The sequence below is a fragment of the Ottowia sp. genome (genome assembly GCF_016703145.1).
Lineage (GTDB): Bacteria > Pseudomonadota > Gammaproteobacteria > Burkholderiales > Burkholderiaceae_C > Ottowia.
Window position 1 is genome coordinate 195,578 of record NZ_JADJCO010000002.1, and the last position, 18,327, is coordinate 213,904.

General features: G+C 66.1%; 19 protein-coding genes and 2 tRNA genes. 12 read left to right on the top strand and 9 right to left on the bottom strand.

Annotated features, from left to right (window positions below; genetic code table 11):
- Position 1: 1 nt before the first annotated feature.
- From IPG65_RS01090 to IPG65_RS01110, 5 genes are all read left to right on the top strand, one after another.
- Entirely contained in the window at positions 2-1,447 is a 1,446-nt protein-coding gene (locus IPG65_RS01090) for a cytochrome bc complex cytochrome b subunit (protein ID WP_293187470.1), read from the top strand.
- A gap of 22 nt (positions 1,448-1,469) precedes the next feature.
- Positions 1,470-2,237, top strand: coding sequence for a cytochrome c1 (locus tag IPG65_RS01095; RefSeq protein ID WP_293187471.1), 768 nt, complete (start codon positions 1,470-1,472; stop codon positions 2,235-2,237).
- 104 nt (positions 2,238-2,341) lie between these two features.
- Positions 2,342-2,953, top strand: coding sequence for a glutathione S-transferase N-terminal domain-containing protein (locus IPG65_RS01100; protein ID WP_293187472.1), 612 nt, complete (start codon positions 2,342-2,344; stop codon positions 2,951-2,953).
- 13 nt (positions 2,954-2,966) lie between these two features.
- On the top strand, positions 2,967-3,464 hold the full coding sequence (locus IPG65_RS01105) for a ClpXP protease specificity-enhancing factor (RefSeq protein ID WP_293187473.1): 498 nt from the start codon (positions 2,967-2,969) through the stop codon (positions 3,462-3,464).
- A gap of 29 nt (positions 3,465-3,493) precedes the next feature.
- Positions 3,494-3,569 (top strand) — tRNA-Thr (locus IPG65_RS01110).
- A gap of 14 nt (positions 3,570-3,583) precedes the next feature.
- Here the strand turns inward: IPG65_RS01110 and IPG65_RS01115 are convergent.
- Complete coding sequence (locus IPG65_RS01115) at positions 3,584-3,871, bottom strand: hypothetical protein (RefSeq protein WP_293187474.1); 288 nt, start codon at positions 3,869-3,871, stop codon at positions 3,584-3,586.
- 235 nt (positions 3,872-4,106) lie between these two features.
- On the opposite strand from IPG65_RS01115, the gene secA reads away from it, so the two are divergent.
- From secA to IPG65_RS01135, 4 genes are all read left to right on the top strand, one after another.
- On the top strand, positions 4,107-6,899 hold the full coding sequence (gene secA / locus IPG65_RS01120) for a preprotein translocase subunit SecA (RefSeq protein WP_293187475.1): 2,793 nt from the start codon (positions 4,107-4,109) through the stop codon (positions 6,897-6,899).
- Between the two features lie 90 nt (positions 6,900-6,989).
- Entirely contained in the window at positions 6,990-8,216 is a 1,227-nt protein-coding gene (argJ, locus tag IPG65_RS01125; protein WP_293187476.1) for a bifunctional glutamate N-acetyltransferase/amino-acid acetyltransferase ArgJ, read from the top strand.
- 68 nt (positions 8,217-8,284) lie between these two features.
- Positions 8,285-9,157 (top strand): ATP-binding protein, encoded by an 873-nt coding sequence (locus IPG65_RS01130; RefSeq protein ID WP_293187477.1) that lies wholly within the window; start codon positions 8,285-8,287, stop codon positions 9,155-9,157.
- Complete coding sequence (locus IPG65_RS01135; protein ID WP_293187478.1) at positions 9,154-9,633, top strand: NUDIX domain-containing protein; 480 nt, start codon at positions 9,154-9,156, stop codon at positions 9,631-9,633. Before IPG65_RS01130 ends, IPG65_RS01135 begins: the two co-directional genes overlap by 4 nt.
- A 73-nt stretch (positions 9,634-9,706) precedes the next feature.
- Here the strand turns inward: IPG65_RS01135 and IPG65_RS01140 are convergent, their stop codons facing one another.
- The 8 genes from IPG65_RS01140 to IPG65_RS01175 form a co-directional block, all read right to left on the bottom strand.
- The gene (locus IPG65_RS01140; protein WP_293187479.1) at positions 9,707-9,910 is read right to left on the bottom strand and encodes a DNA gyrase inhibitor YacG; all 204 of its coding nucleotides are present in this window, start codon (positions 9,908-9,910) and stop codon (positions 9,707-9,709) included.
- A complete protein-coding gene (gene zapD / locus IPG65_RS01145) occupies positions 9,907-10,662 on the bottom strand; it encodes a cell division protein ZapD (protein ID WP_293187480.1) in 756 nt (251 codons plus the stop codon). Before zapD ends, IPG65_RS01140 begins: the two co-directional genes overlap by 4 nt.
- 27 nt (positions 10,663-10,689) lie before the next feature.
- Positions 10,690-11,301 (bottom strand): dephospho-CoA kinase, encoded by a 612-nt coding sequence (coaE, locus tag IPG65_RS01150; protein WP_293187481.1) that lies wholly within the window; start codon positions 11,299-11,301, stop codon positions 10,690-10,692.
- Positions 11,302-11,312: 11 nt separating this feature from the next.
- Positions 11,313-12,155 carry an A24 family peptidase gene (locus tag IPG65_RS01155; RefSeq protein ID WP_293187482.1) on the bottom strand — a complete coding sequence of 281 codons (843 nt, stop codon included), beginning with the start codon at positions 12,153-12,155 and terminating at the stop codon, positions 11,313-11,315.
- On the bottom strand, positions 12,155-13,378 hold the full coding sequence (locus tag IPG65_RS01160; protein WP_293187483.1) for a type II secretion system F family protein: 1,224 nt from the start codon (positions 13,376-13,378) through the stop codon (positions 12,155-12,157). Before IPG65_RS01160 ends, IPG65_RS01155 begins: the two co-directional genes overlap by 1 nt.
- Before the next feature lie 13 nt (positions 13,379-13,391).
- Complete coding sequence (gene pilB, locus IPG65_RS01165; protein ID WP_293187484.1) at positions 13,392-15,110, bottom strand: type IV-A pilus assembly ATPase PilB; 1,719 nt, start codon at positions 15,108-15,110, stop codon at positions 13,392-13,394.
- A gap of 146 nt (positions 15,111-15,256) precedes the next feature.
- Positions 15,257-15,333: transfer RNA gene (locus IPG65_RS01170), tRNA-Pro, on the bottom strand.
- Positions 15,334-15,353: 20 nt separating this feature from the next.
- Positions 15,354-16,337 (bottom strand): polyprenyl synthetase family protein, encoded by a 984-nt coding sequence (locus IPG65_RS01175; protein WP_293187485.1) that lies wholly within the window; start codon positions 16,335-16,337, stop codon positions 15,354-15,356.
- Positions 16,338-16,529: 192 nt separating this feature from the next.
- Between IPG65_RS01175 and rplU the strand changes: the two genes are divergently transcribed.
- From rplU to cgtA, 3 genes are all read left to right on the top strand, one after another.
- Positions 16,530-16,856: a 50S ribosomal protein L21 gene (rplU, locus tag IPG65_RS01180; RefSeq protein WP_293187486.1), complete on the top strand. Its 327-nt coding sequence runs from the start codon at positions 16,530-16,532 to the stop codon at positions 16,854-16,856.
- A gap of 6 nt (positions 16,857-16,862) precedes the next feature.
- A complete protein-coding gene (gene rpmA, locus IPG65_RS01185; RefSeq protein ID WP_293187487.1) occupies positions 16,863-17,123 on the top strand; it encodes a 50S ribosomal protein L27 in 261 nt (86 codons plus the stop codon).
- A gap of 81 nt (positions 17,124-17,204) precedes the next feature.
- On the top strand, positions 17,205-18,266 hold the full coding sequence (gene cgtA, locus IPG65_RS01190; RefSeq protein WP_293187488.1) for an Obg family GTPase CgtA: 1,062 nt from the start codon (positions 17,205-17,207) through the stop codon (positions 18,264-18,266).
- The last annotated feature ends 61 nt before the right edge of the window (positions 18,267-18,327 follow it).

Below are 18,327 nucleotides of genomic sequence, written 5' to 3' on the forward strand. Positions count from 1 at the left end.
CATGGCTGAATTCAAGGAAATCTCTCCCAATGCGCCGCTGGGCGCCAAAGTGGGCAACTGGTTCGAAAACCGGTTCCCGACCGTGTTCGCGGAATACCGCAAGCACATGTCGGAGTACTACGCGCCCAAGAACTTCAACTTCTGGTACTTCTTCGGCTCACTGGCCATGCTGGTGCTGGTGATCCAGATCGTCACTGGCATCTTCCTGGTGATGCACTACAAGCCCGACGCGGCCAAGGCGTTCGAGTCGGTCGAGTACATCATGCGCGACGTGCCGGGCGGCTGGTTCATCCGCTACATGCATTCGACCGGTGCCTCGGCCTTCTTCGTGGTGGTGTACTTGCACATGTTCCGCGGCCTGATGTACGGCAGCTACCGCAAACCGCGCGAGCTGGTCTGGGTCTTCGGCTGCGCCATCTTCCTGTGCCTGATGGCCGAGGCCTTCATGGGCTACCTGCTGCCCTGGGGCCAGATGTCGTACTGGGGAGCGCAGGTGATCGTGAACCTGTTCGCCGCCGTCCCTTTCATCGGCCCCGACCTGGCCCTGCTGATCCGCGGCGACTACGTGGTGGGGGATGCGACGCTGAACCGCTTCTTCGCCTTCCACGTCATCGCCGTGCCGCTGGTACTGATCGGTCTGGTGGTGGCGCACTTGCTGGCGCTGCACGACGTGGGCTCCAACAACCCGGATGGCATCGAGATCAAGAAGGGGCCCAAGGGCAACCGCTGGTCGCCCGACGCGCCGGCCGACGGCGTTCCGTTCCACCCGTACTACAGCGTGCACGACATCATGGGCGTGGGCGTGTTCCTGATGGTGTTCTTCGCCATCGTGTTCTTCGCGCCGGAGATGGGCGGCTACTTCCTGGAGTACAACAACTTCATCCCCGCCGATCCGCTGGTGACGCCGTCGCACATCGCGCCGGTGTGGTACTTCACGCCGTTCTATTCGATGCTGCGCGCCACCACCGACACCATGGTCAACGTGCTGTGCGCCATCATCGCCGCCGCCACGGTCCTGGGCTTCCTGAAGTGCAAGTGCTCCATGGCCCTGAAGGTGGCCATGGCGGTGGTGGCGCTGGTCGCCATCGCCCTGCTCAAGACCTTCGACGCCAAGTTCTGGGGCGTGGTGGTGATGGGCGGCGCGGTGATCCTGCTGTTCTTCCTGCCCTGGCTGGACCGCAGCCCGGCGCGCTCGATCCGCTACCGTCCGGATTGGCACAAATGGCTCTACGCGGTGTTCGTCGTCTGGTTCATCGTTCTCATGATCCTGGGCATCATGGTGCCGGGCCCGATCTTCGGCACGCCTTCGCTGAGCTGGCTGACCAACGAGCTGGTGGCCATGATCGGCACCCTCTTCTACTTCGGCTTCTTCCTGCTCATGCCCTGGTGGAGCCAACTGGGCGAGCCCAAGCCGGTGCCTGATCGCGTGACCTTCAAGCCTCACTGAAGACCGCTGGAGAACAACAACCATGAACATCTGGAAGAAACTGGTCTTCGGCGTGGCGCTGGCCCTGAACCTGGCCGCCGCCAGCCATGCCGCCTCGGGCGGCATCGCCTGGGACAAGGCGCCCGGCAAGACCAACGACCTGGCGTCGCTGCAGCACGGTGCCAAGCTCTTCGTCAACTACTGCCTGAACTGCCACTCCGCGGCGTTCATGCGCTTCAACCGCCTGAAAGACATCGGGCTGACGGACGAGCAGGTCAAGGACAACCTGCTGTTCGCCACCGAGAAGGTCGGCGACACGATGAAAGCCGCCATCGACCCGAACCAGGCCAAGGCGTGGTTCGGTGCCAACCCGCCCGACCTCACCCTGATCGCCCGCTCGCGCGCTGGCGCGGGCGGCACCGGGGCCGACTACATCTACACTCTGTTCCGCACCTATTACCGCGATCCGTCCAAGCCCACCGGGTGGAACAACCTGGCTTTCCCCAACATCGGCATGCCGCACCCGCTATGGGAACTGCAGGGCGAGCGCCGCCCGGTGTTCGAGACGCGCATGGACCATGGACACGAGGTGCAGGCCTTCGCCGGCCGCTGGGAGCAGGTGACGCCGGGCACCCTGACGCCCCTGCAGTACGATCAGGCCGTGGGTGACTTGGTGAACTACCTGCAATGGATGGGCGAGCCGGCGCAGAACAAGCGGGTCGGCATCGGCGTCTGGGTCATGCTGTTCCTGCTGCTGTTCACGCTCATGGCGTGGCGCTTGAATGCGGCGTACTGGAAAGACGTCAAGTAAACTTTCCCGGTTACTGCCCTGGCGGTGAGCCGGGCTGTCATGGAGTGGGGGTGCGCTGGCCTCAGCGAGCTTCCACTCCTTTGGTTTTAAGGAGCTAGATCACCATGATGGTGCTGTATTCAGGGACCACCTGCCCGTTCTCGCATCGCTGCCGTTTCGTGCTGTTCGAGAAGGGCATGGACTTCGAGATCAGGGACGTCGATCTCTACAACAAGCCCGAGGACATCAGCGTGATGAACCCCTATGGGCAGGTACCGATCCTGGTGGAGCGCGACCTGATCCTGTACGAGTCGAACATCATCAACGAGTACATCGACGAGCGCTTTCCTCATCCCCAGCTCATGCCGGGCGACCCGGTCGATCGGGCGCGGGTGCGGCTGTTCCTGCTCAACTTCGAGAAGGAGCTGTTCGTGCACGTGAGCACGCTCGAAAGCCGCGTCACCAAGAGCAACGAGAAGGCGCTGGAAAAGGCGCGCAATAACATCCGCGACCGCTTGACGCAGATGGCCCCGGTGTTTCTCAAGAACAAGTACATCCTGGGCGAGAACTTCTCCATGCTCGACGTGGCCCTGGCGCCGCTGCTCTGGCGCCTGGACTACTACGGCATCGATCTGTCGAAGAACGCGGCGCCGTTGCTCAAGTATGCCGAACGCATCTTCTCGCGTCCCGCCTACATCGAGGCGTTGACGCCGTCCGAGAAGGTCATGCGCAAGTAAACCCGGGCACGCCATGATGAACGCGCTGGAGTCCACCTCGACGCGGCCCTACTTGGTGCGGGCACTGTACGAGTGGTGCACCGACAATGGCTTGACGCCCTACGTGGCCGTGTTGGCCGACGACACGGTCAAGGTGCCGCGCGAGTACGTGCAGAACGGCGAGATCGTGCTGAACATCAGCGTCGATGCCACCAGCGGGCTCAAGCTGAGCAACGAGTTCATCGAGTTCAAGGCCCGCTTCGCCGGCGTGGCGCGCGAGATCGTCGTGCCCATGGATCGGGTCATCGCCATCTATGCGCGTGAAAGCGGGCAGGGCATGGCGTTTCCGGCCCCTGTCCCTGTGGTGTCCGATGACGGCGCGCCGCCGCCGGAGCTATCCGACGAGCCGCCCCCGGCGGCCAAAGGCATCCAACTGGTGACGCAGCCGGGCACCTCCTCCGGAGATGGCCTTCCACCCGAGCCGCCGCAGCCCGCCAAGCGCAAGCGGCCAGCGCTCAAGCGGATCAAGTAGCGTCCGCATACTAGAATCTGGCCCGGTCCGCCGCCTTAGCTCAGTTGGTAGAGCACCCGCCTTGTAAGCGGTAGGTCGTCAGTTCGAATCCGACAGGCGGCACCATCGCGCATCCGCTTCTATGGCCCGGCGCGCTGAACCTTCACCCGGATGGTTTCCACCGGGTGGCCTGCGGCTTGCAGCGTTCCCAGCAGGACGGGCATCAATTGCCGGATTTTGGCCGCTGCCGCGTTGTGCGGAACCAGCAGGCACCACGCATTTCCCTCGATGGGGCCCGCCGATACGTCCGGCCGCAGTGGTGCCGGCAGGCATGGCCGGACGATGGCGAGCCTGGCGGTGGATTCAGCGAGCATTTGATTCAAGCGCACCAGGGTGGGCGCCTGTTCGAGCGCTTGCCGCACGGTCATGGATGAGGAGGGTTTTGGGCGCATGGGGGAGTGCGGGAGTGCGATGAACGGGCTTCCTCGAGGCGGCCTGCACCGGCAGGTAAAATGCCCCGTTTTCCCGCGAAGAAGACCGTGGGCGGCGCGCCTCAGGCTTGCCTGCGGCTGCGCAGCCCTTATCTTCGCACCACTTTGATCTGAATGGGACAGTCGGTCGCCGCCGGGTGCGCATCCTGGGCGTCGCGGTGACCGCTCACGCATGGCCACGACCTTCCTCACCAAGATTTTCGGCAGCCGCAATGACCGGCTGCTGAAGCAATACCGCAAGACCGCCGCGAGCATCAATGCCCTGGAGCCCGAGTTCGAGAAACTGAACGACGACGAACTGCGTGCAAAGACACCCGAGTTCCGGGATCGTCTGGCCAAGGGTGAAGCCTTGGAGCAGTTGCTGCCCGAGGCATTCGCCGTGGTGCGCGAGGCCTCCAAGCGTGTGATGAAGATGCGCCACTTCGACGTGCAGTTGATCGGCGGCATGGCGCTGCACGAAGGCAAGATCGCCGAGATGCGCACCGGCGAGGGCAAGACGCTGACCGCCACGCTGCCCGTGTACCTGAACGCGCTGGCGGGCAAGGGCGTCCACGTGGTGACGGTCAACGACTACCTGGCCAACCGCGACGCGCAGTGGATGGGGCGCCTGTACAACTTCCTGGGCCTCACGGTGGGCGTCAACCTGCCGCAGATGACGCGCGAGGCCAAGCAGGCGGCCTATGGCTCGGACATCACCTACGGCACCAACAACGAGTTCGGCTTCGACTACCTGCGCGACAACATGGTCTACGAGACGGCCGACCGTGTGCAGCGCGTGCTGAACTACGCCATCGTCGACGAGGTGGACTCCATCCTGATCGACGAGGCGCGCACGCCGCTCATCATCAGCGGCCAGGCCGAGGACCACACCGCGCTCTACATCGCGATGAACCAGGTGGTGCCCTTTCTCACGCGGCAGGAAGGCGAGGCCGACCCCCGCACGGGCGAGGGCGTGACCCAGCCGGGCGACTTCACCGTTGATGAGAAGGCGCATCAGGTCTACCTGACGGAGCAGGGCCACGAGAGCGCCGAGCGCATCCTGGCCGAGCGGGGGCTGATTGCCCAGGGCGCCAGCCTGTACGACCCAGCCAACATCTCGCTGATGCACCACCTGTACGCGGCGCTGCGGGCCAATCATCTCTACCACCGCGACCAGCACTACGTGGTGCAGCAGGGTGAGAGCGGTACCGAGATCGTGATCGTGGACGAGTTCACCGGCCGGCTGATGAGCGGCCGCCGCTGGAGCGACGGCCTGCACCAGGCGGTGGAAGCCAAGGAAGGCGTGCCGATCCAGGCCGAGAACCAGACGCTCGCTTCCATCACCTTCCAGAACTACTTCCGCCTTTATGGCAAGCTGGCCGGCATGACCGGCACGGCCGACACCGAAGCCTACGAGTTCCAGGAGATCTACGGTCTGGAGACCGTGGTCATCCCGCCCAACCGCCCGAGTAAGCGCGACGACCAGCTCGACCGCGTCTACAAGACCACGCAGGAAAAATACGACGCCGCCATCGCCGACATCCGCGAATGCCACGAGCGCGGCCAGCCAGTGCTGGTGGGCACGTCGTCGATCGAGAACTCCGAGATCATCTCCAACCTGCTGCAGAAGGCGAAGCTGCCGCACCAGGTGCTGAACGCGAAGCAGCACGCCCGCGAGGCTGACATCGTGGTGCAGGCGGGCCGCCCGAAGATGATCACCATCGCCACCAACATGGCGGGCCGCGGCACCGACATCGTGCTGGGCGGCAGCATCGAGAAGATGGTGCAAGCCATCGAGGCCGATCCGGCGCTGGACGACGCCGCGCGCCAGGCCAAGGCGGCCGAGCTGCGTGCGCAGTGGCAAAAGGACCACGAACTGGTCAAGTCGCTGGGCGGCCTGCGCATCATTGCCACCGAGCGGCACGAGAGCCGCCGCATCGACAACCAGCTTCGCGGCCGTTCGGGCCGCCAGGGAGACCCGGGTTCGTCGCGCTTTTACCTCAGCCTGGACGACCCGCTGATGCGCATTTTCGCCGGCGACCGCGTGCGCGCCATCATGGAGCGGCTCAAGATGCCCGAGGGCGAGGCGATCGAGGCCGGTATCGTCACGCGCAGCATCGAGAGCGCCCAGCGCAAGGTGGAGGCGCGCAACTTCGACATCCGCAAGCAACTGCTGGAGTACGACGACGTGTCGAACGACCAGCGCAAGGTGATCTACGAGCAACGCAACGACATCCTGGACGCACAAGACCTGACCGCGCAGATCGACGCCCTGCGCGAGGGCTGCTTCAACGATCTGGTGCGCCAGTACGTGCCGGCCGAGTCGGTGGAGGAGCAGTGGGACATTCCCGGCCTCGAGAAGGTGCTGACCGAGGAATGGCAGATCGAGTTGCCCCTGCAGCAGGAAGTCGAATCCTCCAGCGTCATCACCGACGACGACATCGCCGAGAAGGTGGTGGCTGCCGCTAACCAGGCCTATGCTGCCCGGCTGGAGTTGGTGGGCGCCGAGAATTTTCGCCAGTTCGAGCGCGCCGTGCTGCTGCAGAACATCGACCTTCATTGGCGCGAGCACCTGTCGGCGCTGGACTATCTGCGCCAGGGCATCCACCTGCGCGGCTACGCGCAGAAGCAGCCCAAGCAGGAATACAAGCGCGAGGCGTTCGAGCTGTTCGGGCAGTTGCTCGACATCGTCAAGAACGAGGTCACGCGCACGTTGATGACGGTGCGCATCCAGTCCAGCGAGCAGCTCGGGCAGGCCGCCGAGGACCTGGAGCAACGTGGCGAGCACGTCAGCAACGTCACCTACACCGCGCCCACCGAGACCGGCGAGGCCCAGACCCTGCCCGAATCCGCGCTGCGCGGCACCGCTGCGGCAGCGGCGGCCGTCGCGGGAGGTGCGGCCGCCGTGCCGCGCGTGGGCCGCAACGACCCCTGCCCCTGCGGCAGCGGCAAGAAATACAAGCAATGCCATGGCGCGCTGAACTGAGGGCGCACGCAAGGGCGGCGGCAACGGGCTTCGGCCCGTTTGCTTTTTGCCAACTCGGATAATCCACATCTTTAACCCAAGCCGACCACCATGCCCGTCAACCTGACCGCTCCCGACGCTTCCCAGTTGTTCCCCGTCGCCGGCGTGCGACTCGGCGTGGCCGAGGCCGGCGTGCGCAAGGCGGGCCGCAAGGACCTGACGGTGATCCTGCTGGATGAAGGCGCCAGCGTCGCCGGCGTATTCACGCAGAACCGCTTCTGCGCCGCGCCGGTGCAGGTGTGCCGCGAGCATCTTGCGCAGGGCGCCATCCGCGCCATCGTGGTCAACACCGGCAACGCCAACGCGGGCACCGGGGAGGCCGGCCTGCGCCGCGCCCGCCAGACCTGCACGGCGCTGGCCGGCCTGCTGCAACTGCAGCCGCGGCAGGTGCTGCCGCTTTCCACCGGCGTCATCATGGAGCCGCTGCCCGTCGATCGCATCGAAGCCGGTCTGCCCGCCGCCATCGCCGACGCCCAGGCCAGCCACTGGGCGCGCGCCGCCGAGGCCATCATGACCACCGACACCGTGCCCAAGGCCTTCAGCGCCCGGGCGCGGGTGGGCGGCGCCGAGGTCACCGTCACTGGGATAGCCAAGGGCGCCGGAATGATCCGCCCCAACATGGCCACCATGCTGGGCTTTTTGGCCACCGACGCGCGCGTCGATCCGGCGCTGATGCCGCGCCTTGCGCTGGAACTGGCCGAAGGCTCGTTCAACCGCGTGACGGTCGATGGCGACACGTCCACCAACGACTCCTTCCTCGTCATCGCCACCCACCAGGCGGGCAACGCACCCGTCACCTCGCTGGACTCGGACGAGGGCCGGGCGCTGAAGGCCGCGCTGTTGGACGTGGCGCGCCAGCTCGCCCAGGCCATCGTGCGCGACGGCGAGGGTGCGACCAAGTTCATCACCGTGCGCGTGGACGGTGGCCGCACCGCCGACGAATGCCGCCAGGTGGCCTACGCCATCGCGCACTCGCCGCTGGTCAAGACCGCCTTCTTCGCCAGCGACCCCAACCTGGGCCGCATCCTGGCGGCCGTGGGCTATGCCGGCATCGGTGACCTCGACCAGACCAGGATCGACCTGCACCTGGACGATGTGCACGTCGCCATCAACGGCGGTCGCCACCCCGCCTACCGCGAGGAAGACGGCCAGCGCGTGATGAAGCAGGCCGAGATCACCGTGCGCGTGGGTCTGGGCCGGGGCGACGCGGCCGACACCGTGTGGACTTGCGACCTGAGTCACGACTACGTGAGCATCAACGCCGACTATCGGTCTTGATCCCGGACCCTTTCTTGCTATTTTATTAATAGCTGATAGCGCAATATAGACGCCAGATAGAGCCGGAAATGAACGATAAATTCGCCCACCTGATCGAGCGCGCCGAGCAGCTCATCACCCGCATCGAGGCCGTGCTGCCGCAGCCGCTGGGCGCGCCCGACTGGAGCCAGTCCGTGGCCTGGCGCTACCGCAAGCGCGCCTCCGGCCACGGCATGCTGGAGCCGGTGCGGCACGTGGACGCGATGCAGCTCGCCGACCTGAAGGAGATCGACGCGCAGAAGGACAGGATCGAGCGCAATACACGCCAGTTCGTCGAAGGCCGCCCCGCCAACAACGTGCTGCTGACCGGCGCGCGCGGCACCGGCAAGTCCTCGCTCATCAAGGCCTGCCTGAACGCCTACGCGCCGCGCGGCCTGCGCCTGATCGAGGTGGACAAGGCCGACTTGACCGACCTGCCCGACATCGTCGACGTCGTCAGCGGACGCCCCGAGAAGTTCATCGTCTACTGCGACGACCTCAGCTTCGACGAGGGCGAGGCGGGCTACAAGGCGCTCAAGAGCATCCTCGACGGCTCGGTCGCCGCCAGCACGCCCAACGTGCTGGTCTACGCCACCAGCAACCGCCGCCACCTGCTGCCCGAATACATGAAGGACAACCTCAGCTACACCCACACCGACGATGGCGAGGTGCATCCGGGCGAGGTGATCGAGGAGAAGATCTCGCTGTCCGAGCGCTTCGGCCTGTGGGTCAGCTTCTACCCCTTCAGCCAGAACGAGTACCTGGCCATCGTCGCGCAGTGGCTCGGCGCCCTGGGCGCCAGCGCCGCGCAGATCGAGGCCGCGCGGGCCGAGGCGCTGGTCTGGGCGCTGGAGCGCGGCTCCCGCTCCGGACGCGTGGCCTACCAGTTCGCGCGCGACTTCATGGGGCGCGCGGCGGCGTGAGCGGGCCGGTCCTCCAGGCCGACGCCCATCTGCGCCGCGCGGACGGGCAGGAGGGCGAGCGCCAGGTGGTCGATGTGGCCGTCGGTGTGCTGCTGCAACCCGACGGGCGCTTTCTGCTCACCTCCCGCCCGCCGGGCAAGGTCTACGCCGGCTACTGGGAATTCCCCGGCGGCAAGCTGGAGGCGGGCGAGAGCGTTGAGCAGGCGCTGGCGCGCGAGTTGCACGAGGAACTGGGCATCGACCTCGCGCCGGCCGGCGTGCAGCGCTGGCGCGAGCAAATGGTGGACTACCCGCACGCGCTGGTGCGGCTGCACTTTTGCAAGGTGATGGCGTGGCGCGGCGAGTTGCAGATGCGCGAAGGCCAGCGCTTCGTGTGGGAGCGGTTGCCCGTTCAAGCGCAGCCGGTGCTGCCCGGCGCGGTTCCGGTGCTGGACTGGCTGGCCGAAGAGGTGGGTCAGCCTCGCCGAATGCTCTGATATTGATAGCTGAAGACGCTTATATGGCGCTGGCTACAGGCCAAAAAGACTTGACGCTGATCGTTTTTCGGAGCTACTGGGCAGACGAGGGCGGCGCGGCATCGGCCCCGTCGTCTTCCTGCACTTCGACGCGAAAACTCTCGCTGGCCCAGGCGCCCAGGTCATGCAGCTTGCAGCGTTCGCCGCAGAAGGGGCGGAAGCGGTTCTCTGGCGCGTACAGGCTGGGGCCGCCGCAGGCGGGGCAGCGCACGGTGCGGGGCAGGGGTGGCGCCGTCATGCGCACAGCGCTAGTTCGAACGGGGCGTCCTCCCGCGCGGCATGCAGCTTGCCGTCGGCGTCGAGGCGCGCCAGGCGCACGGCCGCCATCAGGCGATTGCCGCTGATCTCGGGCACCAGCTTGAGCGATGCGTCGATGCGCAGGCGCAGCAACTGGAAGGTGCGCCCCTGTGGCAGCGTCTGCTGGAACTGGCCGGCGGTGGCCATCATCATCTGCGGCTTGCCCGTGTCGCGCAAGATCTGCAGCAGCAGGCCGATGGCTTGCGCCATCGGGCCCAGCGAGGCGGCCCACTGCTGCAGGTCGGCGCGGCGCGCGCCCGCCTGGCCTTGTTGCCAGGCGTGGTAGGCGGGCAGGTCGAACTCGCAGGTGCCGCCAGGGATCACGGCGCGGCTGCGGATGCCCATGAGCCACTCGATCTCGGTCAGCTCGTGGCCGGGCTTGCTGTGCTGCTGGCTGAGGCGGTTGAAGGCGTCGTCCAGGCGCGCCAAGATAGCGTCGAGCGAAGCCTCCGAGATGGCGGGGTTGCCGCGGAAGGCGGCCATGTGGGCCTTCTGCTTCTCCAGGTCCTTCAGCACGTCCGACTTCAGGTCGGCGCGGCTGGTGACGTCCATGACCTCGAAGATGGTGATGAGCGCGAAATGGTGGTCCAGCGCCGAGTCGCGCGGCAGCAACTGGCCGAGGCGGCCGAACAGGTGTTCGAGCCGGAGATAGGTGCGAATGCGTTCATTGAAAGGGTATTCGTACAGGATCACGCGCAGGCTTTCGCTGACTGGCGCGAATCATAGCCCGAAGCGCGCGGCCAACTCCTGCACTGCCGTGCGCAGTTCACGCAATGTGACACCTTCGCCGTTGAAGACCACCAGGTCGGCGGCGGCCAGCCGCTGCGCGCGGGTGGCCTGCGCGGCCAGGATCTGCTCGATCTGCGCGCGCGGCAGTCCGCTGCGCGCGACCACGCGCTCGATCTGGACCTCTGGCGGGCAGTCCACCACCAGCACGCGGTCCACCCGGGCGCGCCAGCGCGGCCCGGACTCGACCAGCAGGGGCACGTCGAACACCAGCAGTGGTCGGCCCTCGCTCAGGGCTTGCTGGGCTTGGCGGTCGGTTTCCTGGCCGACCAGTGGGTGGATGATCGCCTCCAGACGCTGGCGGGCCGTGGCGTCGCGGTAGACCAGGTCGCGCATGGCGGCGCGGTCCAGCGCGCCGTCGGCGCCGATCAGCGCGGCGCCGAATTCGGCCGCGATGGCCGGCAGCGCGCTGCCGCCGGCGGCCGTGGTGGCGCGGGAGATCGCGTCGGCATCGATCACGGCCGCACCCCGTTCGGCCAGCATGCCGCCCACCGTGGTCTTGCCGCTGCCGATGCCGCCGGTCAAGCCAAGCTGGATGAGCATCATCCCGTGGGAGTCTACAGGCCGACCACGCGCAGGATGGCCGATGGGCTGAAGATCATGGCCGTCAGGCCCGCCATGGAGAGGAACGGGCCGAAGGGCACCACGCCCCCCTCGCGCAGCGAGCGGGCCATCTTCATGCCGATGCCCACGACGGCGCCGATCACCGAGGCCATCAGGATGATGGGCACCAGTGCCGGCCAGCCGAACCAGGCGCCCAGCGCGGCGAACAGTTTGAAGTCGCCGTAGCCCATGCCCTCCTTGCCAGTGGCGAGCTTGAAGGCCCAGTACACCCCCCATAGCGACAGGTACCCGGCCACGGCGCCCCAGACCGCCTGCGGCAGCGGCACCTGGGTCCAGCCCAGCGCCGAGGCGATCAGGCCGGCCCACAGCAGGGGCAGCGTCAGGTCGTCGGGCAGCAGCGTCGTGTCCCAGTCGATCAGCGTCAGCGCCACCAGCACGGCGGCGAACAGGCACCACGCGGCGGCGGCGGGCGTCCAGCCCCAGCGCCAGGCGCACCACGCGAACAGCGCGCCGGTCACCAGCTCGACCGCGGGGTAGCGCGGGCTGATCGGCGTTCCGCAGGATGAGCACTTGCCCCGCAGGGCCAGCCAGCTCAGCACGGGAATGTTTTCGTGCCAGCGGATCTGGTGCCCGCAGTGCGGACAGCGCGAGCGTGGCACCATCAGGTTGAAGGGCGGCTGCGGTTCGGCGGGCCGGCCCGCCAATTCGGCGCATTCCTCCGCCCACTGCCGCTCCATCATCTTCGGCAGGCGATGGATGACCACGTTGAGGAAGCTGCCTACGAGCAGGCCGAACACGCCGCCCAGCGTGGCCTGCAGCCACAGCGCTTCCGGCATCAGACGACCTGGCCCAGCTTGAAGATCGGCAGGTACATCGAGATCACGATGCCGCCGATGACGATGCCCAGGATGGCGATGATGATCGGCTCCATCAGGCTCGACAGGCCGGTGACCATCTCGTCCACCTCGGACTCGTAGAAGTCGGCCGCCTTGCCCAGCATGTGGTCGAGCGCGCCGGATTCCTCGCCGATGGCGGTCATCTGCAGCACCATGCTGGGAAAGATGTTGGCATGGGTCATCGCGGTGGTCAGGCTGATGCCGGTCGAGACCTCCTTCCGGATCTGGTCTGTGGCCATCTTGTAGACCGAGTTGCCCGAGGCGCCGCCGATCGAGTCCAGCGCCTCGACCAGCGGCACGCCGGCCGCAAACATCGTGGAGAGGGTGCGCGTCCAGCGCGCGATCACCGATTTCTCGACCAGATCGCCGAAGATCGGCAGCTTGAGCATCAGGCGATCCATGAACATCTGGACCTTCTCGCTGCGCTTCCAGGCCTGCAGAAAGAAATAGACGCCTCCGATCAGGCCGCCGAAGATCAGCCACCACCATTGGACGAAGAATTCGCTCATCGCGATGACGAACAGCGTCGGCGCGGGCAAGTCGGCACCGAAGGAGGTGAACACCTCCTTGAACGCCGGGATCACGAAGATCATGATCACGGAGACGACGACGAAAGCCACGATCAGAACGGCGACGGGATACATCAGGGCCGACTTGATCTTGGACTTGATCGCCTCGGTTTTCTCCATGTAGGTGGCCAGGCGATCGAGCAGGCTTTCCAGAATGCCGGCGGCTTCCCCTGCCTCCACCAAGTTGCAGTACAGGCTGTTGAAATGGATCGGGTACTTGCGGAACGCGGCCGAGAGCGAGGTGCCGGTCTCGATGTCGGTCCGGATGTCGTTGAGCAGCCGGGTCACGCTGGCATTGGGGTTGCCGCGGCCCACGATGTCGAAGGACTGCAGCAGCGGCACGCCGGCCTTCATCATCGTGGCCAGCTGGCGCGTGAAAATGGCGATGTCCTTGGGCTTGATCTTCTTGCCCGCGCGCATGCGGCGCTTCTTGATCTTGGTGACCAGCACGCCCTGGCGGCGCAGCGTGGCCTGCACCTGGTTCTCGCCGCCGGCGCGGGTTTCGCCGCGAACGATCTTGCCGTGGCGGTCCTTGCCCTCCCACTCGAAGACGAACTCCTTGATGTTCTTCGTGCCAGCGACTCGGGTTGCCATGTGGTGTTCTTTCTTATAGGTTGGTCACGGCCAGGACTTCCTCGAGCGAAGTGACGCCGATGCGGACCTTGTGCAGGCCCGACTGCCGCAGCGACCGGACGCCTTCCGCGCGCGCCTGCTCGGCGATGTCCAGCGCGCTGCCGTCCGCCAGGATGGTGCGTTGTATACCCTCGCTGATCGGCATGACCTCGTGGATGCCGATCCGGCCCTTGTAGCCGTTGATGCAGGCCGCGCAGCCGACCGGCCTGTAGGGCGTCCAGCTGCCATCCAATTCCTCTTCGATGAACCCGGCCTCTACCAGCGTCTCCCGGGGGATGTCTATCGGCGCCTTGCAACCGGGGCACAGGCGCCTGGCCAGGCGCTGCGCGGTGATCAGGATCACGCTGGAGGCGATGTTGAACGGGGCGATGCCCATGTTGCGCATGCGCGTCAGCGTGGTGGGCGCGTCGTTCGTGTGCAGGGTGGAGAGCACCAGGTGGCCAGTCTGGGCGGCCTTGATGGCGATGTCGGCCGTTTCGAGATCGCGGATCTCGCCCACCATGATGATGTCCGGATCCTGGCGCAGGAAGGCCCTGAGCGCGGTCGCGAAGGTCAGGCCCGCTTTCTCGTTGACGTTGACCTGGTTGACGCCTGGCAAGTTGATTTCCGACGGGTCTTCTGCCGTGGCGATGTTGACGCCGGGCTTGTTCAGCAGATTCAGGCAGGTGTAGAGCGACACCGTCTTGCCGGAGCCGGTCGGGCCGGTGACGAGGATCATGCCGTAGGGACGCTCGATGGCCTTCAGCAGGCGTGCTTTTTCTTCCGGTTCGTAACCGAGCGCCTCGATGCCGAGCTTGGCGCTGCTCGGGTCCAGGATGCGGATCACGATCTTCTCGCCGAACAGTGTCGGCAAGGTGCTGACGCGGAAATCGATCACGCGATCGGGGCCGAGCCGGAGTTTCATCCGGCCGTCCTGCGGCACGCGCTTCTCGGAGATGTCCAGGCGCGAGATCACCTTGATCCGGGAGGCCAGCTTGTCCTTGATGGCGACCGGCGGCGAGACGATTTCGCGCAACTCGCCGTCGATGCGGAAACGGACACGGTAGTTGTATTCGTACGGCTCGAAATGCAGATCGGAGGCGCGCATGTTGAACGCGTCGATCAGCATTTTGTGCAGGAACTTGACCACTGGCACGTCTTCGGCGTCTTCCGCCGGCGTGGCGGATGTGAGCGACGCGTCGTCGAACTCGAAATCTCCGCTGACGATGTGGTGCGTCGTCTCGGTGGTGGATTTCGTGTGGGCATCGATCAGGCGCGTGAGCTTGTCGAATTCCGCGATCACCCATTCCACGCCCATCTGGGTGGCGAACTTGATCTTCTCGGCGGCCTCATGGTCGGACGGATCGGCCGTGGCCACGATCAGGCGGCCGTTGCGCTTGCTCAGCGCCAGCAGGCGGTAGGCCTGGGACAGCTTGACATCGATCAGATTGGCGGGCAAACGCTGCAGGTCCAAGGCGTTGACGTCGATCAGTGGCGCCGAGAACGCCTGGGACATGGTGTGCGCCAGGTCGGCGGCGGACACCGCGCCGGACTCGGTCAGCTCCGTGATGAACTTCCTGTTGTTGGCCTGCGCCTTTCGGTAGATGTCCTCGGCGGCCTTCTGGTCGAGCTTGCCCGCCATGACCAGCGCTCTGCCGACCCCGGGCAGTGCGGAGGTCGTGGATTCCCTGCAAATGGAGTCGCCAACGGCCATGGATCAATCGTTCCTGCAGGCGCAAACAGCCTGGCGATCATCGCCGAAGAGTGAGAATGTGTAAATGTCCCCTGATCCGCGATGTGTGCGGTAATCGACACATTGCCTTTGCGAATGCCTGGGCGCCGGCCCGGCTGGGGGAAAACTGGTCGGGGTGAGAGGATTCGAACCTCCGGCCTCTACGTCCCGAACGTAGCGCTCTACCAGGCTAAGCTACACCCCGATGGTGCCCGGCCCACAGGGTTACGAGCGCCGCTGCAGCAGCTGAGCCGGCAATTCTAGCAAACTATCTGCGTGGGTATTGTGCGGCAGTGCGCGCAAGGCATCGATGGCGCGGCGCGCCTGCTCGGCGGCGAGCAGGCGCGTGCCTTCGAGCGCCCCGCAGCGGCGCACGATGGTCACGATGGCGGCCAGCTCCGTGGTGCTGCCGGTTTCGATGGCCTGCCGTATCGTGGCGGCTTCGTCGGGGGTGCCCAGCCGCATCGCCAGGATCAGCGGCAGGGTGACCTTACCCTCGCGCAGGTCGTCGCCGAGGTTCTTGCCCATCTCGCCAGCATCGCCGTCGTAGTCGAGCACGTCGTCGATCACCTGGAAGGCCGTGCCCAGCGATTGGCCGTATTCGGCGCACGCCGCTTCCAGCTCGGGCGGGCTACCGGCCAGCACGGCGGCCAGGCGGCAACTGGCCTCGAACAGCTTGGCGGTCTTCGAGCGGATCACGCGCAGGTAGGCGTCCTCGTCCAGCGAGGCATCGCGGATGTTCATCAACTGCAGCACTTCGCCTTCGGCGATCACGTTCGTGGCGTCTGCCAGGATTTCCATCACGCGCATGCTGCCGGTTTCGACCATCATCTGGAAGGCGCGTGAATACAGGAAGTCGCCCACCAGCACGCTGGCCGGGTTGCCGAACACCTCGTTGGCGGTAGCACTGCCGCGGCGCAGGGTGGATTCGTCCACGACGTCGTCGTGCAGCAGGGTGGCGGTGTGGATGAACTCGACCACCGCCGCCAGGTTGAAGCGCTGCACGCTGGTGCAGCCCAGTGCGCCGCAGGTGAGCAGCAGCAGCACCGGGCGCAGGCGCTTGCCGCCCGACGAGATGATGTAGCGCGCCACTTCGCCGACCAGGGGCACGCCCGAATCCAGGCGGCGCGCGATGGTGGCGTCGACCTCGCGCATGTCGCCGGCGGCAAGCGCCAGCGCGCGGCTGGTGGGATTCGGGGGGGCGGACAAGGCGTGGACCAGGGGCGGGCAGTCGGAACCGGGAAAGGCGCCCCAAGGCGCCGAGTCGAGCGGGCATTATAGGTTTGCCCCAGGGCGGAAACAGTCGCCGGGACGGCGGTTTGCGAGCCTCGCTCGCCTTTGCTAAAATACGCGGTTCGCCGGAAGTTGGTCTGGCGAAACTTTCTTCAAAAGGGTCTTCATATGTACGCGGTCATAAAAACCGGTGGCAAGCAGTATCGCGTTGCCTCCGGCGAAAAGATCAAGATAGAACAGATAGCTGCGGACGTGGGCCAGGAGATCACCATCGATCAGGTTTTGGCTGTCGGCAGCGGCGGCGACCTGCAGGTGGGGGCTCCCCTGGTGTCCGGCGCCACGGTGGTGGCGAAGGTCGTCGCGCACGGCAAGCACGACAAGGTGCGCATCTTCAAGATGCGCCGGCGCAAGCACTACCAGAAGCGCCAGGGCCATCGCCAAGGCTATACCGAACTCGAAATCGGCGCCATCAACGGCGGCCAGTCCAAGGAGTAAACCACCATGGCACAGAAAAAAGGCGGCGGCTCCACGCGCAACGGCCGCGATTCCAAGCCCAAGATGTTGGGCGTGAAGGTGTTCGGCGGCCAGGCCATCAGCGCCGGCTCCATCATCGTGCGCCAGCGCGGCACGCGTTTCCATGCGGGCAGCAACGTCGGCGTGGGCAAGGACCACACGCTGTTCGCACTGGTCGATGGTCAGGTGTCGTTCACGACCAAGGGTGCGCTGAGCAAGCACACCGTGGTGGTGACCCCGGCGGCCTGACGTCCATTCCGCCCACCCTGCCGGAGCCCCGCCCGAGCGGGGCTTTGGCGTTTCTGGCGACGCCGTCAACTGGGACTGCCCATGAAATTCGTCGACGAGGCCTACATCGATATCGCCGCCGGTGATGGCGGCAACGGCTGCGTCTCGTTCCGGCACGAGAAGTACAAGGAATTCGGCGGCCCCAACGGCGGCGACGGCGGGCGCGGCGGGCACGTGTTCGCGCTGGCAGACCCCAGCCTCAACACGCTGGTCGATTTCCGCTATGCGCGCCGCCACGAGGCCAAGCGCGGCCAGCACGGCATGGGCTCGGACATGTTCGGCGCCGCGGGCGACGACATCACGCTGAAGATGCCGGTGGGCACGATCATCAGCGACGCGGAGAGCGGGGAGGTGCTGTTCGAGCTGCTAGCGCCGGGCGAGAAGATCCTGATCGCCAAGGGCGGCGACGGCGGCTTCGGCAATCTGCGCTTCAAGAGCGCCATCAACCGCGCGCCGCGCCAGAAGACGCCCGGCTGGCCCGGCGACAAGAAGAGCCTCAAGCTCGAGCTGAAGGTGCTGGCCGACGTCGGCCTGCTGGGCATGCCCAATGCGGGCAAGTCCACCTTCATCGCGGCCGTCAGCAACGCGCGGCCCAAGATCGCCGACTACCCCTTCACCACGCTGCACCCCAACCTCGGCGTGGTGCGCGTGGGGCCCGAGCAGAGCTTCGTGGTGGCCGACATCCCGGGCTTGATCGAAGGCGCGTCGGAAGGCGCCGGGCTGGGCCACCAGTTCCTGCGTCACCTGCAGCGCACCCGGCTGCTGCTGCACGTGGTGGACATCGCGCCTTTCGACGAAGGCGTCGATCCTGTGGCGCAGGCCAAGGCCATCGTGGCCGAGCTCAAGAAGTACGACAAATCGCTTTACGACAAGCCGCGCTGGCTGGTGCTCAACAAGCTGGACATGGTGCCGGCGGACGAGCGCGCCGCGCGCGTGAAGGACTTCGTGCGGCGGCTGCGCTGGAAGGGGCCGGTGTTCCAGATCTCGGCGCTGACCCGCGAAGGCTGCGAGCCGCTGGTGCAGGCCATCTACCAGCACGTGCGTGCCGAGCAGCAGGCCGCCACGCACGAGCCACCGCATGACCCACGCTTCGATGCGGAATAGTTTGCTATCTAATTAATAGCTATTGGCGAAATATTGGCGCGGGCTATAGCCATAAATGACT

Bases quoted from the DNA above. Each gene is read 5' to 3' on its own strand.
- IPG65_RS01090 (WP_293187470.1), top strand. From the start codon at position 2: ATGGCTGAATTCAAGGAAATCTCTCCCAATGCGCCGCTGGGCGCCAAA.
- IPG65_RS01095 (WP_293187471.1), top strand. From the start codon at position 1,470: ATGAACATCTGGAAGAAACTGGTCTTCGGCGTGGCGCTGGCCCTGAAC.
- IPG65_RS01100 (WP_293187472.1), top strand. From the start codon at position 2,342: ATGATGGTGCTGTATTCAGGGACCACCTGCCCGTTCTCGCATCGCTGC.
- IPG65_RS01105 (WP_293187473.1), top strand. From the start codon at position 2,967: ATGATGAACGCGCTGGAGTCCACCTCGACGCGGCCCTACTTGGTGCGG.
- IPG65_RS01115 (WP_293187474.1), bottom strand. From the start codon at position 3,871: ATGACCGTGCGGCAAGCGCTCGAACAGGCGCCCACCCTGGTGCGCTTG.
- secA (WP_293187475.1), top strand. From the start codon at position 4,107: ATGGCCACGACCTTCCTCACCAAGATTTTCGGCAGCCGCAATGACCGG.
- argJ (WP_293187476.1), top strand. From the start codon at position 6,990: ATGCCCGTCAACCTGACCGCTCCCGACGCTTCCCAGTTGTTCCCCGTC.
- IPG65_RS01130 (WP_293187477.1), top strand. From the start codon at position 8,285: ATGAACGATAAATTCGCCCACCTGATCGAGCGCGCCGAGCAGCTCATC.
- IPG65_RS01140 (WP_293187479.1), bottom strand. From the start codon at position 9,910: ATGACGGCGCCACCCCTGCCCCGCACCGTGCGCTGCCCCGCCTGCGGC.
- coaE (WP_293187481.1), bottom strand. From the start codon at position 11,301: ATGATGCTCATCCAGCTTGGCTTGACCGGCGGCATCGGCAGCGGCAAG.
- IPG65_RS01155 (WP_293187482.1), bottom strand. From the start codon at position 12,155: ATGCCGGAAGCGCTGTGGCTGCAGGCCACGCTGGGCGGCGTGTTCGGC.
- IPG65_RS01160 (WP_293187483.1), bottom strand. From the start codon at position 13,378: ATGGCAACCCGAGTCGCTGGCACGAAGAACATCAAGGAGTTCGTCTTC.
- pilB (WP_293187484.1), bottom strand. From the start codon at position 15,110: ATGGCCGTTGGCGACTCCATTTGCAGGGAATCCACGACCTCCGCACTG.
- rplU (WP_293187486.1), top strand. From the start codon at position 16,530: ATGTACGCGGTCATAAAAACCGGTGGCAAGCAGTATCGCGTTGCCTCC.
- rpmA (WP_293187487.1), top strand. From the start codon at position 16,863: ATGGCACAGAAAAAAGGCGGCGGCTCCACGCGCAACGGCCGCGATTCC.
- cgtA (WP_293187488.1), top strand. From the start codon at position 17,205: ATGAAATTCGTCGACGAGGCCTACATCGATATCGCCGCCGGTGATGGC.